Annotated in this window: 12 protein-coding genes; 9 read left to right on the forward strand and 3 right to left on the reverse strand. The window is 58.8% G+C overall.

Going from position 1 to position 12,180, the window contains the following annotated elements:
- The first annotated feature begins 77 nt into the window (after positions 1-77).
- Positions 78-2,186, forward strand: a complete 2,109-nt coding sequence (gene foxA, locus L3069_RS02865) for a ferrioxamine B receptor FoxA (protein WP_103791354.1) — start codon at positions 78-80, stop codon at positions 2,184-2,186.
- Between the two features lie 102 nt (positions 2,187-2,288).
- Here foxA and L3069_RS02870 read toward each other — a convergent pair whose 3' ends face one another.
- Entirely contained in the window at positions 2,289-3,704 is a 1,416-nt protein-coding gene (locus L3069_RS02870) for a PLP-dependent aminotransferase family protein (RefSeq protein ID WP_023305386.1), read from the reverse strand.
- A gap of 176 nt (positions 3,705-3,880) precedes the next feature.
- Here L3069_RS02870 and L3069_RS02875 point away from each other — a divergent pair, with 176 nt between their 5' ends.
- The gene (locus L3069_RS02875; RefSeq protein ID WP_003863073.1) at positions 3,881-4,042 is read left to right on the forward strand and encodes a DUF1127 domain-containing protein; all 162 of its coding nucleotides are present in this window, start codon (positions 3,881-3,883) and stop codon (positions 4,040-4,042) included.
- A gap of 85 nt (positions 4,043-4,127) precedes the next feature.
- Here the strand turns inward: L3069_RS02875 and L3069_RS02880 are convergent, their stop codons facing one another.
- Complete coding sequence (locus tag L3069_RS02880) at positions 4,128-5,516, reverse strand: PLP-dependent aminotransferase family protein (protein WP_038415230.1); 1,389 nt, start codon at positions 5,514-5,516, stop codon at positions 4,128-4,130.
- 101 nt (positions 5,517-5,617) lie between these two features.
- On the opposite strand from L3069_RS02880, the gene L3069_RS02885 reads away from it, so the two are divergent.
- The 7 genes from L3069_RS02885 (at position 5,618) to L3069_RS02915 (ending at position 10,909) form a co-directional block, all read left to right on the forward strand.
- A complete protein-coding gene (locus L3069_RS02885; RefSeq protein ID WP_022646934.1) occupies positions 5,618-6,097 on the forward strand; it encodes a carboxymuconolactone decarboxylase family protein in 480 nt (159 codons plus the stop codon).
- 243 nt (positions 6,098-6,340) lie between these two features.
- Complete coding sequence (locus tag L3069_RS02890) at positions 6,341-6,664, forward strand: antibiotic biosynthesis monooxygenase (protein ID WP_038415232.1); 324 nt, start codon at positions 6,341-6,343, stop codon at positions 6,662-6,664.
- On the forward strand, positions 6,657-7,052 hold the full coding sequence (locus L3069_RS02895) for an amino acid-binding ACT protein (protein ID WP_022646936.1): 396 nt from the start codon (positions 6,657-6,659) through the stop codon (positions 7,050-7,052). Before L3069_RS02890 ends, L3069_RS02895 begins: the two co-directional genes overlap by 8 nt.
- Complete coding sequence (locus tag L3069_RS02900; RefSeq protein ID WP_038415234.1) at positions 7,027-7,722, forward strand: helix-turn-helix transcriptional regulator; 696 nt, start codon at positions 7,027-7,029, stop codon at positions 7,720-7,722. Before L3069_RS02895 ends, L3069_RS02900 begins: the two co-directional genes overlap by 26 nt.
- A 586-nt stretch (positions 7,723-8,308) precedes the next feature.
- Positions 8,309-8,779 carry a MarR family winged helix-turn-helix transcriptional regulator gene (locus tag L3069_RS02905; protein ID WP_022646938.1) on the forward strand — a complete coding sequence of 157 codons (471 nt, stop codon included), beginning with the start codon at positions 8,309-8,311 and terminating at the stop codon, positions 8,777-8,779.
- Positions 8,776-9,843: an HlyD family secretion protein gene (locus L3069_RS02910; protein WP_088581776.1), complete on the forward strand. Its 1,068-nt coding sequence runs from the start codon at positions 8,776-8,778 to the stop codon at positions 9,841-9,843. Before L3069_RS02905 ends, L3069_RS02910 begins: the two co-directional genes overlap by 4 nt.
- Positions 9,833-10,909: a DUF2955 domain-containing protein gene (locus L3069_RS02915; protein WP_022646940.1), complete on the forward strand. Its 1,077-nt coding sequence runs from the start codon at positions 9,833-9,835 to the stop codon at positions 10,907-10,909. Before L3069_RS02910 ends, L3069_RS02915 begins: the two co-directional genes overlap by 11 nt.
- On the opposite strand, the gene L3069_RS02920 is transcribed toward L3069_RS02915, so the two are convergent.
- A complete protein-coding gene (locus tag L3069_RS02920; protein ID WP_236901904.1) occupies positions 10,906-12,177 on the reverse strand; it encodes a DUF445 domain-containing protein in 1,272 nt (423 codons plus the stop codon). The two genes, L3069_RS02915 and L3069_RS02920, sit on opposite strands and share 4 nt — an antisense overlap.
- Positions 12,178-12,180: the final 3 nt, after the last annotated feature.

The raw sequence follows: 12,180 nt of genomic DNA on the forward strand, positions 1-12,180 counted from the left end.
TCGCGCATACATAACCTGGCGGCGCGCATAGCTGTTTGCACCCTCAAAAGGGTAATAATTCTTATTAACAATAAGAAATATCTCTGGAGAGGGTTATGTTTGCTAAATCGCGTCTGGCACTGCTGGTGGGATGGGTTACCGGTAGCGTCGCTTTTCCTTTACTGGCGCAGGATGCCCAAAAAACTGACACCGTGGTGGTGACCCCGCAGATGCAGTCTGCGGCCACCAAGCTTGAAACGCCGGATATTGAAACCCCGCAATCGGTCTCTATCGTCACCCGCGAGCAGTTCGAAGAGCAGGGCGCAACCAGCGTGCGTCAGGCCGTGAGCTACACGCCGGGGGTCTACAGCAACCAGATTGGGGCATCAAACCGCTTCGACTACATGGTGCTGCGCGGCTTCTCGGACGGCAGCCTGGACAACGTCTACCTCGACGGACTGAAGATGATGGGCGACACCAATTCCCACAGCTCGCTGGTGGTTGATCCGTGGTTCCTGGACAGTATCGAAGTCGTGCGCGGCCCGGCCTCCGTGCTGTACGGTCGCTCATCGCCGGGCGGCATCGTGGCGCTCACCTCCCGTAAGCCATCGTTCGATCCGGGCGGGGAGATCAAGCTCTTCGCCGGTAACAATAACCAGCGCGGGGCGATGTTCGACGTCACCGGCCCGGTTGATGATAACGACCGCGTGGCGGTGCGCCTCAGCGGGATGACCCGCTATGCCGATTCCCAGTTCGATCCGCTCAAAGAAGAGCGTTACGCGCTGATGCCGAGCCTGACCTGGCGTATCACCGATAACACCCGTCTGGATCTGATGGCCTACCTGCACCGCGATCCGGAAGGCGGCAGCCACTCCGGCCTGCCGTATGAGGGCACCGTCGTGCCGCACAGCGGTAAGAAAATCTCCAACACCTTTTTTGAAGGTGAAGACGATTACGACAAGTACGATCGTCGGGAAAACATGGTCGGTTATAACATCGAGCACTTGTTTGATAGCGGCTGGGCCGTGCGCCAGAAGCTGCGCTACCTGCACACCAAAGTCGAGCTGAACCAGGTGTATGCCGCAGGCTGGCTGAACGACACCGAGCTGAACCGCGGCTATTCCGGCTCCGATGAGAAGATGAACGCCATCACCCTGGATAACCAGGTCGACGGCAGCTTCGATACCGGCGAGGTGAACCACCGCGTGCTGATCGGCATGGACTACCAGGACCGCACCAACAACGTCACCGGCTACTACGGCGGCTTCCCGCCGATTGACGCTTTCCATCCTGCTTATGGCGCGAAGCCGGACTACATCACCCAGTACAGCAGGGAAAAGCATAAGCTGCGCCAGACCGGCTACTACCTGCAGGATCAGATGTCCATTGACCGCTGGCGCCTCACGCTGGGTGGGCGTTACGACCAGGTGAGCGTGTCGAACGTCGACAACTTCAACCATACCCGCAGCGATCTGGATAAAAACAACTTCAGCAGCCGCGCGGCGCTGCTGTATCTGTTTGATAACGGCGTCGCGCCGTACGTCAGTTACTCCACCGCCTTTACGCCGACCAGCTTTGCCGACGAGCAGGGGAATATCCTGGATCCGATGAAGGGCAAGCAGTGGGAAGCGGGCGTGAAGTATGAGCCGGAGGGGATGAACAGCCAGTTCAGCGCCTCGGTGTTCCGCATCAACCAGAAGAACATTGCTACTAAAGAGGAGCCGGCCGATCCGTACCGTTCCATCGGTGAAATCGAATCCGAAGGCGTTGAGCTGGAGGCGATTGGACAGCTGACCGACAGCCTGCGCATGCAGGCGGCCTATACCTATACGGATATTCGCTACAAGAAGAGCAGCCCGGAAGAGGAGGGCAAGCGCGCCGTCTATGCCCCGCGTAACATGGCCAGCGCCTGGCTGAGCTACGACGTCAAAAGCGGCCCGCTGGACGGCCTGACCGTCGGCTCCGGCGTGCGCTATGTCAACGGGATCGCCAGCGATCGTCAGAACACCCATACGCTACCGTCATACACCCTGGTGGATATGGTCGTGGGGTATGACCTGTCGAAAGTGGGGCTCACGGGCGTGAGCGCGCAGTTGAACGTCAATAACCTGACGGACAAAAGCTACGTTGCGGCGTGTAACTCGCTCTCTTACTGCTACTTCGGTGCAGAGCGCAGCATTGTCGGCAGCGTTTCGTGGACGTTCTGAGTCGTTAGCCAATGCCCGGTGGCGCTGCGCTTACCGGGCCTACGGGATCGGTTTTCACCCTCTCCCTGCGGGAGAGGGCCGGGGTGAGGGCAAAATGCCGCACTACCCCTCCATCGCAATCACAATCGCCTCACCCATCTTTTTCAACGCCTCGCGATGTTTATCCGTCGGCGGCAGCGCCACGTTGATCCGCAGACAGTTGCGGTACTTACCGGAGGCGGAAAACAGCGACCCGGCCGCAGCCTGGATCTTCAGACGGCACAGCTGCTTGCTGACGCACACCATGTCGACCATCTCCGGCAGCTCGACCCACAGCAGGAAGCTGCCCTGCGGGCGGGTAACGCATATCTCTGCCGGAAAATACTGCCGCACCCAGCAGGTGTAGGTCTCCATATTCTGCTGATAAATCTGGCGCATGCGCCGCACGTGGCGATGGTAATGACCGTCGCGAATAAACGCCGCCACCGCCATCTGCGTGCCCGGCACGTTAAACCCGCCCGCGGCGTATTTCATGTGCATCACCCGGTCGTAATAGCGCCCCGGCACAATCCAGCCGACGCGCAGCCCGGGTGCCACGGTTTTGGTAAAGGAGCTGCAGAGGATCACGCGGCCATCAATGTCCATCGAGTGAATGGTGCGCGGGCGCGGGTACTCTGCGGCCAGCTCGCCGTAGATATCATCCTCCACAATCACAATATCGTGCCGCTGGGCGAGCGCCAGCACCTGCTTTTTACGCGCTTCCGGCATGATAAACCCGAGCGGGTTATTGCAGTTGGGGACCAGGATCACCGCTTTGATCGGCCACTGCTCCAGCGCCAGCTCTAACGCCTCGATGCTGATCCCGGTCTCGGGATCGGTAGGTATTTCAATCGCCTTGATGTCGAATCCGCGCAGCATCTGCATGGTGCCGTGAAACGACGGCGACTCGACCGCCACGATGTCCCCAGGCTTGCACACCGAGAGCAGGGCGATCGACAGCGCGCCGTGGCAGCCGTTGGTGATCACAATCTCGTTTGCCGCCACGGTGGAGCCGCCGTCCAGCATCAGGCGGGCGATCTGCTCGCGCAGCTCCAGACGACCATCGAGCACGTCATAGCTCAGCATTTCGCCAGGGTTATGCTGCGCAATGCGGCTCATCTCGCGCCACAGCGGCTTCAGGCTCGGCTGGTTGATGTCCGGCGAGCCGCCGCCAAAGGAGATCATCTCTTTGTCGGCGCGGGCGTCCAGCAGCATCATCACCTCATCCCACTGGGTGACGTCCACGGGGCGCTGCACCGGGCGCGTCATCGCCGGTACGGGCGGCTGCGCTTTGCGTTTCGAGACAAAATAACCGGAGCGCGGCTGGGGCGTGATCAGCTGGAGATTTTCGAGGATCTGGTAGGCCTGCTGTATGGTGCTGATACTCACGCCGTGTTCCTGGCTCAGCGTGCGTACCGACGGCAGACGTTCGCCGCTGCGATACAGCCCTTGTTCGATACGTTCTGCCAGTAGGTTGGCCAGATGTTGATAGCGCGTCATGCTGTATCCTTTGTTTTCACCATACAGATTATTAAACCAGTACAGACTGGTGGGTAAAACGCCATGCAGATACCGTTTTAGCGGATCTGTATGGTAAACAAAAGCAGTTTTTGAATCTGTATTGTATTGGCCGTTTTCCATGATGATAACCCCACTGGCACAGCGAGGAGAGCATCATGGAATTCTACGAGAATCGTTCAAAACGTCCGTTTATCGCGTTTGTCTGGGTAGCGAAAACGCTGCGTAACTGGTATCGCATCAACCGTACCCGCCGCATTCTGAGCCAGATGAGCGACGAGCAACTCAAGGACGTTGGGTTATCGCGATATGATGTGTAAGCATAGGGTTGCCCGGTGGCGCTACGCTTACCGGGCCTACAGGAGACCGTAGGCCGGGTAAGGCGCAGCCGCCACCCGGCGGTTTTCAACTCAACAGCGCAAGCGTCTGCCGTTTCGGCCTTTCCAGCAGCTCAACCGCCTCCTGATATGACCGCACGTTGTTATAGCCCATCACCAGCCCGTAGCGTTTGCCCGACCCGCGATACCACTCCGAAAGCGCATTAACCTGTAGTTGCTGTTCCTGCCAGCAGCGGGCGATCTCCCGGTCAGCGCTTCCCTTTGCGAGGAACGCGACAATATGCATTCCACCGTCGTTTTGCTCGGTGAAGAACAGGTCACCATAGACCTCACCCAGGGCGGCAATCATCCAGTCGCGGCGGATCTGATACAGGGCGCGCATCTTTTTCAGATGACGAAAAAAATGCCCTTCGTTGAGAAATGCGGTGAGGATTTTTTGCGTCAGCACCGGCTGGCCGCTGGTGGTAATGTCCGCGCAGTCGGTAAAGGCCCCGACGGTGCTGGCGGGCATCACCACGTAGCCCATGCGCAGTGAAGGCATGATGGTTTTGCTGAAGGTGCCCATAAAGATCACCCTGTCATGCTGGTCGAGGCTTTTCATCGACGGCAGCACTTTGCGGGTGTAGTGAAATTCCCCGTCGTAATCGTCTTCGATAATCCACGCCTCGTTTTGTGACGACCAGTCGAGCAGCTGCTGCTTGCGCGGCAGTGAGAGCGTCACCGCCAGCGGACTCTGATGCGACGGGGTCACGATGGCAAAACGCGCGTCGCGATGATGACGGAGCAGGTAGTCCGTATCGATGCCGCAGCGATCAACCGGCACGGTGTGCAGGCGGGGCACGATCCGCTTGAGCAGCTGCTGGCCTATAAAATAGCCCGGATCCTCAAACACCACCTTGTCGCTGCGGCTGGCAAGCGTGTCAAGGATCAGGCGCAGGCTGCCGCTGTAGCCGCTGGTGATCAGTATCTGTTCGGCGGTGCAGGATAACCCGCGCGAGATATTGAGATAGCGGGCAATCGCCTCGCGCAGCGGATACCAGCCCAGCACCGGCGGGTTGAGCATTTCATCCTGACGCATGGCGCGCGTCGCCTGGCCCGCCAGCAGCAGCCATTTTTTATAGGGGAAGCTGTCGAGCGCCGGAATGCCGGGGCGCAGAAAACCGGCCCGTTCGCGCTGGCTAATCAACGACGCCGGCAGCGTGCCGGTCGCTTGTTCTGTGGGGGCGTGTTGCGTGGGCAGCAGAAGATCCGGGTTCACCCGCGTCCCGCGCGCGCCCTGGCTTACCAGATACCCTTCGCCCGTCAGAATGGCATACGCCGTCTCGACGGTTTTACGCGCCACCTTCAGCTCTTCCGCCAGCACGCGGATGGCAGGCACTTTATCGCCCGGCTTCAGCACGCCGCGCGTGATGTTGTCGCGATAGCGGGAATAAATCTCATGATAGCCCGGCTTCATGTCCTACCTCATTTCACGCTTTTTGTGTCTTTTTACTATGTCATTAACGGCGTAGATTTGCCTTATCGCATGAAAAAAACGGCACAAAAAGAGGAAAGACAATGAGCACCCGCGTAAACCACCACAAAGCCACACCTGCACTTGCCAACGCGCTTTCTGCCCTGAGCATGGAGGTGGCGAAAACCTCCATCGACCCGGCGCTTAAGCACCTTATCGACATTCGCGTATCGCAGCTGAACGGCTGCACCTTCTGTCTGGATATGCACTCGAAAGAGGCTAAAATCGCCGGTGAGCGCGAGCTGCGCCTGTACCATCTGGCGGCCTGGCGCGAGTCCCCGCTGTTTAGCGCCCGTGAAAAAGCGGCGCTGGCCTTCACCGAAGCGCTGACCCAGATTGGCGTACATGGCGTGAGCGATGCGCTGTACCGCAGCGTGGCGGAGCACTTCTCGGATGTCGAGATTTCAGAGCTGAACTTCGCCATCGTAGCGATCAACGCCTGGAACCGCCTGGGCATTACCTCCCGCATGGAGCCGGGCGCGCTGGATGCGGCTTACGGTCTGAACAAGGCTAACCTGGAATAATTCTGCGCTCGCGGATCATCGCCACCAGCGCCCGTAATCCAGGCGAGTGGGGGATTGGGGCGTTTATGGAGTCGAAGTCGATGGTGGGTTAAACCCTGCCCGGTGGCGCTACGCTTACCGGGCCTACATGAGCCCGTAGGCCGGATAAGCGCAGCGCCATCCGGCAAACACTTCGCTCCATACCGAAGCATTGTGGTTTTTCCTCCTGCATTCTCTCCACACCCTCACAACGGAGAGACACCCATGATCGCAGTCCTTTTTGAAGCCAAAGCGGAGCCTCATCATCAGGCGCGCTATCTGCAGCTTGCCGCTGAACTCAAGCCTTTGCTGGCGGACATCGACGGCTTTATTGATATAGAACGTTTTCAGAGCCTGAGCATCGACGGCAAAATCCTGTCCCTTTCCTGGTGGCGGGATGAAGAGGCCGTCCGCCGCTGGAAGCAGAATGTCTTCCATCAGGCCGCGCAGGCCGAAGGCCGGGAGTCGATTTTTTCTTTCTACCGTATTCGCGTGGCGCAGCTGGTGCGGGAGTACAGCTCCGAAACGGGAGGGCACGCGGATGTATGACGTTCACGTGATTTTTAGCGACAGGCCCGGCGAGCTGGCGCGCTTTGGACAGCTGTTAGGCCGCAACGGCGTGGGGCTGGAGGGGGGCGGCGTTTTCGGTACGGATGCCCATTTCCTGGTGGAGGACGGGGAAAAAGCCCGCCGTGTGCTGCTCGACGCCGGGTTTACCGTGCAGGCGCTGCGAAAGCCGGTGATCAGAAAGCTTAAGCAGGAGCGTCCTGGCGAGCTGGGCGAGATAGCGGCGGCGCTGGCCGCAAAGGGCGTGTCTATCCTGACTCAGTACAGCGACCACGCGAATCACCTTATTCTGCTGACGGATGATGATAAGCTGGCCGCTGAGATCACCACACCCTGGGCGACAAATGTTAAAGACGAGCTTACCCTCTGATAACAGCGCGATGCTGGAAAAGGCCATTGCCGCTGTAGCGGCTGCAATGGCCGATCCGTCGCGCGTGAAAATGCTCTGTGCACTAATGGACGGGCGGGCGTGGACGGCCACCGAACTGAGTGCGGCGGCAGACGTTGCGCCGTCGACCGCCAGCGGGCATCTCGCCCGGCTGGTTGAAGGGCAGTTAATTACCTGCCTGTCGCAAGGGCGGCATCGTTATTATCGTCTTGCCGGGCACGACGTGGCGGCGCTGGTGGAACAGATGATGGAGCTTTCGTGGAGCCGCATTACCCCGCCGGAAACTACCGCGCCGAAAGCCATGCGTAAAGCCCGGACCTGCTACGACCATCTCGCAGGCGCGGTGGCGGTGCAGATCTACGATTTCATGCAGGCAGCAGGCTGGCTGGAGGCAGACGGTTCAGCGCTCACGCCGTATGGTCGGGAGCAATTTCTGAAGCTCGGCGTTTCGTTAAGCGCTCATTCGCGCCGAAAAGCGTGCTGCGCCTGCCTGGACTGGAGCGAGCGGCGGTTTCATCTCGGAGGCGAAGCCGGCGCAGCGCTGCTTCTTTATCTGGAAAGCAAAGGGTGGATCCAGCGGGTGGCGGGGTACAGGGAGGTGGTTGTGACGGCTTCAGGACAGGGCGCCATCTCCAGACATTTTAGCCGCTAAACTCCGCTGCGGGCTGTGCCCTCACTCTGGCCCTCTCCCACAGGGTTGAGGGATCCCCAGTAATTTTTTTATGCAGAAGCAATAAAGTTGCTTTCTAAATGACTGAGGGCTGTCAGCGATGCCCTGGTCCGGCTGTAAATCGCTGAGGCGTTTCCTGCAGGCCGGGGCGAGGCGCAGGGATGCGCCGAGAGGGCGGCTTTACAGGGACGTTGCCTCCGCCCGTACCCGATAAGCCGGAAGGAATAAGCCGAGGGCACCGCGAAGCGGCGATTTACCGCCGGGAGCCCGGGTCGCCAGGGTGGTGGCGACTGAGCCACCCTGGCACGTTCACCGGTCATGTCGTTACAGAGTAGCAAGGAACATAAAGTGAACGGAATGACCACCACCGCCGTATGTTCCCCTCACCCTAACCCTCTCCCCGGAGGGGCGAGGGGATTGCTCAGTGCTCGCATTAATTTGTGGGGAACCCTCAGCCCACAGGGCTGAGGGAGAATCTCATTTCGCAATTCCTGCGCTTTAACTTCTCGTTTCTTGATACTTACCCTGATAACTATTATCGTGACCGCGTGTGACGAGAGGTTTCCCCATGAGTGAAGAAGAACTTTTTAGCCGCAGGCCGATGGGCATGCGGATGGCGATGATCGTGCGCCAGTGGCGTGCCGTCATTGACGACGCCATTCTCGATACCGGGTTAACCCAGTCGAGCTGGACGGTGATGATGCAGCTGCATCAGCTCGGGGATAACGTCTCGGTGAGTGAGCTGGCGGAGGTGCAGGGCATTGAACTGCCGCCGCTAATGCGCACCCTGACACAGCTGGAAAAACAGGGTTACCTGCTGCGCACCGTCTCGCCGTATGACAAGCGCATCCGGCTTCTGACGCTGACGCCTGAGGGAAAAGCTGTACTTAACAGGCTCACCCAGGTAATTGAGACGCTTCAGACGCGCGTATCGCAAAACATCGCGCCTGAACATCTCGACATTTTCAGCGCCACCCTGAATCAAATCGCCTGCAATTTGCGGACAATCCGCGAAGAAGATAACAAGACAGAAAAATAATGACTCCTGAACAAAAGTTTGCCCGCTGGGTAAGGGTAAGTATTGCCTCTTTCCTGCTGATGTTTGTCTACTTTATCGTCGCGGATATCTGGATCCCGCTGACGCCGGATTCCACCGTGATGCGCGTGGTGACGCCGGTGTCTGCCCGTGTCTCCGGCTATGTGGCGGCGGTCCATGTCCACAACAATAGCCAGGTGAAGAAAGGCGATCTGCTGTTTGAGCTCGACGACACCCCGTTTCGCAATAAAGTGGAAGCGGCGCAGATCGCGCTCGAGCAGGCTCGCCTTTCCAACGAACAACTGGACGCGCAGATCGCCGCCGCGCAGGCCAGCCTGAAGACCGCCGTGCTGACCGCGCGTAACGACAAAGTGACTTTCGACCGCTACCAGAAACTGAGCACCCTGCAGAACGTGTCGCAGGCGGATCTGGATAAGGTCCGCACTACCTGGCAGAGCAGCGAGCAGTCCGTCAGCTCGATTCAGGCGAATATTCATAACCTGCGCATTCAGCGCGGCGAGCGGAATGAACACCGTAACGTGACGCTGCAAAAATACCGTAACGCGCTGGATGAAGCGGAGCTGAATCTTGGCTGGACGAAGGTCTACGCCGAGGCGGACGGCACGGTGAGTAATCTGCAATTAAGCCCCGGTTTTTACGCCTCGTCCGGTTCGGCAGCGCTGGCGCTGGTGAATACGCAGACGGATATTGTGGCGGATTTCCGCGAGAAGAGCCTGCGTCATACCCACCAGGGGACCGACGCCGCCGTGGTGTTTGACGCCTTTCCGGGACGGGTTTTCCGCGCCCACGTGACCAGCAGTGACGCGGGGATCCTCGCCGGTCAGGAAGCCGTTAACGGTCAACTCTCTGAACCGGAAACCTCTAACCGCTGGGTGCGCGATGCCCAGCGAATGCGCATTCACGTGGCGCTGGACGAAGCCTTACCGAAGTCGCTGCCGACCGGCGCGCGCGCCACCGTGCAGCTCTACAACAGCGAAGGGCCCTTTGCGCGCTTCTTCTCCGGGATGCAAATCCATCTGGTGAGCCTGCTTCACTATGTCTATTAGCACCCTGGCGCGGGTATTTACCCCGCACGGCAACATCGTCTACACGGCAAACGACTTCCGCCAGACCCTGCGCATCGTCTTTGCCGGGATGATTGCGCTCAGTATTTCGAGCTTCTACAACACCAGCTACGGCGTGTTTTTTGTGGTCTACCCGATCATGCTGCTGTCGCTGGTGCCGGTGTTTAACCGCCACGTGGCGAAGCAGTTTATCTTCAGCGCATCGCTCAACTGCGTCGAAATGGTGATCATCATCGGCTTTCTGTCGCAATGGCCGGTCATTATGACGCTGGTGGTCTTTGCCCTGTACGTGATGCGCTTTCGCTTTATGAGCAAGGGGCCGCTGTTTCTGTTCGGTTCGATGGGCGTGGTGTGCCAGAGCGTAATGCTCAACTTTATGAGCTACCCCACCACCAACTGGCACACGCTTTTGTTCTCCAACATTGAAGCGAGCGTGATGGCGGTGTGTCTGAGCGCGCTGATGAATTACCTGCTGCCGGACGTGGAGCCACGTAAGCCGCCGCCGCTGATAGAGAAAGACGATGCCCGCGTGCGCCACGAGTCGCTGCTCTCCGGCACCGTGGCGACGCTGATTTTCGTGGTATTTCAGATGAGCGACTTAAGCGATTCGCTCTCGGCACTGATGGCGGGCATTCTGATCCTGTTCCCGATGCACTACCGCGGCGCGGTCATGAGCTCTATCTGGCGCGTGGTCGGCGTGGTGCTGGGCTGTCTCTATATCCTCGTCGTTCAGCTTATTCTGTACGATCACAGCAGCCATATGCTGCTGATGATGCCGCTGATCGGCCTCGGGCTGGCATTTGGCGCGCGCCTGCACGTGATGGAGAAGGTCGGGGCCGGGGTGGGATTTTCCAGCATTACCACCATCGGCATCATGTTCGGGCAAAACATGCATCCGGACAGCGATTTGGTGTTCAGCGATCTGTACCGCATCACCTCCGTTACCTTCGCGCTGGTGGTCACGCTGACGATGGTCTTTCTGGTGCACCTGATCCTGAACCGCTTCGAGGCGACGCGCTACGTTATCGCGCCGCCAAAAGCGGATTAATGCCCCACCACGGCGGGCAACTGAGAAAGTAAAAACAGGATCAGGCCAATCGTTCCGCCTACCAGGGTACCGTTTACGCGAATGAACTGAAGATCTTTACCAATATTGAGTTCTATCTGGCGTGACATATCTTTGGCGTCCCAGCTTTTCACCGTGTCGCTGATATGGCGCGTCAGGAACGCCGCAAAATCCGGCGCGACGCGGTGCGCGGCCTGCTCCAGATGCTCGTTCAGCGACGCACGCAGGCTGGCATCATTCGAAAGCGTCTCACCAAACCACAGCCCGGCGTTGGCGATACGTTGCTTCACGCGGGAATCGTCGCTCTGCATGTCATTTTTCAGCCACTGGCGCAGGTCAGCCCACATTTCACCCAGGTAGCGGTTAAATGCTTCATCATTCTTCAGATAGTGCTTGATGTTGTCGGCTTTGGCCGTCATCTCCGGGTCGTTTTTCAGGTTGTCGATAAACTTCAGCGTGGCGCGGTCAAATGCCCGACGGATCTGGTGCGTGCGGTCGTGGCTGATATCATCCAGCAGCGTGTTCACCGCGTTCGACACCATCTCTGCGCTCTGATCGCCCAGCCACTCGGTGGGCAGCACCATCGCCTTGCGCGGATGCTCGGTCTTCAGCCAGTGGACGATCTGGTCAGAGATAAATTCCCGCGTGCTCTCTCGCTGAATCAGGGTTATCAGACGGTTGATGATGGCGTCCAGCAGCACCTGGTGACGGTTGTTTTTGGTCATGCTTTCCAGCATGACGGCGCTGGTCTCGGTTAAATCGACCTTGTCGATAGCCTTATGCACCGCGCGTTTGAGCAGGCGCTGAATGCGCCCGTCGTCAGTCAGCTCAAGAAAACCGCTCATCACCTGCATCAAATGCAGCCCGACGCGCTGGGCGTTGTCGGGCTTGCTGAACCAGGTACCAATCATCTGGGCCGGCTCGTAGCGGCGAATTAATGCGACCAGCGACTGGGTATCCAAAAACTTTTCCTGCACGAACTGGCCAAGATTGTCGCCGATGCGGTCCTTATTGCGCGGGATAATCGCCGTATGGCGCGAGATAAAGGGAATTGGCACCCGGCGGAACAGCGCGACAACGGCAAACCAGTCCGCCAGCGCGCCGACCATCGCCGCCTCGGCAATAGCTTTTGCGCCGCGTACCCAGAAGGTTTGCGGCAGGAACAGGGTAGTGATAAAGGCCGCAGCGGCAATCAGCAGCAGCGACAGCGCGAGAAGCTTGGCGCGTTTGAGTTCGGTATGTTTTTCCATGGG

The sequence above is a fragment of the Enterobacter cloacae complex sp. ECL411 genome (assembly GCF_021869665.1).
Classification (GTDB): Bacteria; Pseudomonadota; Gammaproteobacteria; order Enterobacterales; family Enterobacteriaceae; genus Enterobacter; species Enterobacter intestinihominis.

What these genes read in the sequence shown, in the direction of transcription:
- L3069_RS02870 (WP_023305386.1), bottom strand. Translation starts at nt 3,704, where the DNA reads ATGACGCGCTATCAACATCTGGCCAACCTACTGGCAGAACGTATCGAA.
- L3069_RS02875 (WP_003863073.1), top strand. Translation starts at nt 3,881, where the DNA reads ATGGAATTCTACGAGAATCGTTCAAAACGTCCGTTTATCGCGTTTGTC.
- L3069_RS02880 (WP_038415230.1), bottom strand. Translation starts at nt 5,516, where the DNA reads ATGAAGCCGGGCTATCATGAGATTTATTCCCGCTATCGCGACAACATC.
- L3069_RS02885 (WP_022646934.1), top strand. Translation starts at nt 5,618, where the DNA reads ATGAGCACCCGCGTAAACCACCACAAAGCCACACCTGCACTTGCCAAC.
- L3069_RS02890 (WP_038415232.1), top strand. Translation starts at nt 6,341, where the DNA reads ATGATCGCAGTCCTTTTTGAAGCCAAAGCGGAGCCTCATCATCAGGCG.
- L3069_RS02895 (WP_022646936.1), top strand. Translation starts at nt 6,657, where the DNA reads ATGTATGACGTTCACGTGATTTTTAGCGACAGGCCCGGCGAGCTGGCG.
- L3069_RS02900 (WP_038415234.1), top strand. Translation starts at nt 7,027, where the DNA reads ATGTTAAAGACGAGCTTACCCTCTGATAACAGCGCGATGCTGGAAAAG.
- L3069_RS02905 (WP_022646938.1), top strand. Translation starts at nt 8,309, where the DNA reads ATGAGTGAAGAAGAACTTTTTAGCCGCAGGCCGATGGGCATGCGGATG.
- L3069_RS02915 (WP_022646940.1), top strand. Translation starts at nt 9,833, where the DNA reads ATGTCTATTAGCACCCTGGCGCGGGTATTTACCCCGCACGGCAACATC.
- L3069_RS02920 (WP_236901904.1), bottom strand. Translation starts at nt 12,177, where the DNA reads ATGGAAAAACATACCGAACTCAAACGCGCCAAGCTTCTCGCGCTGTCG.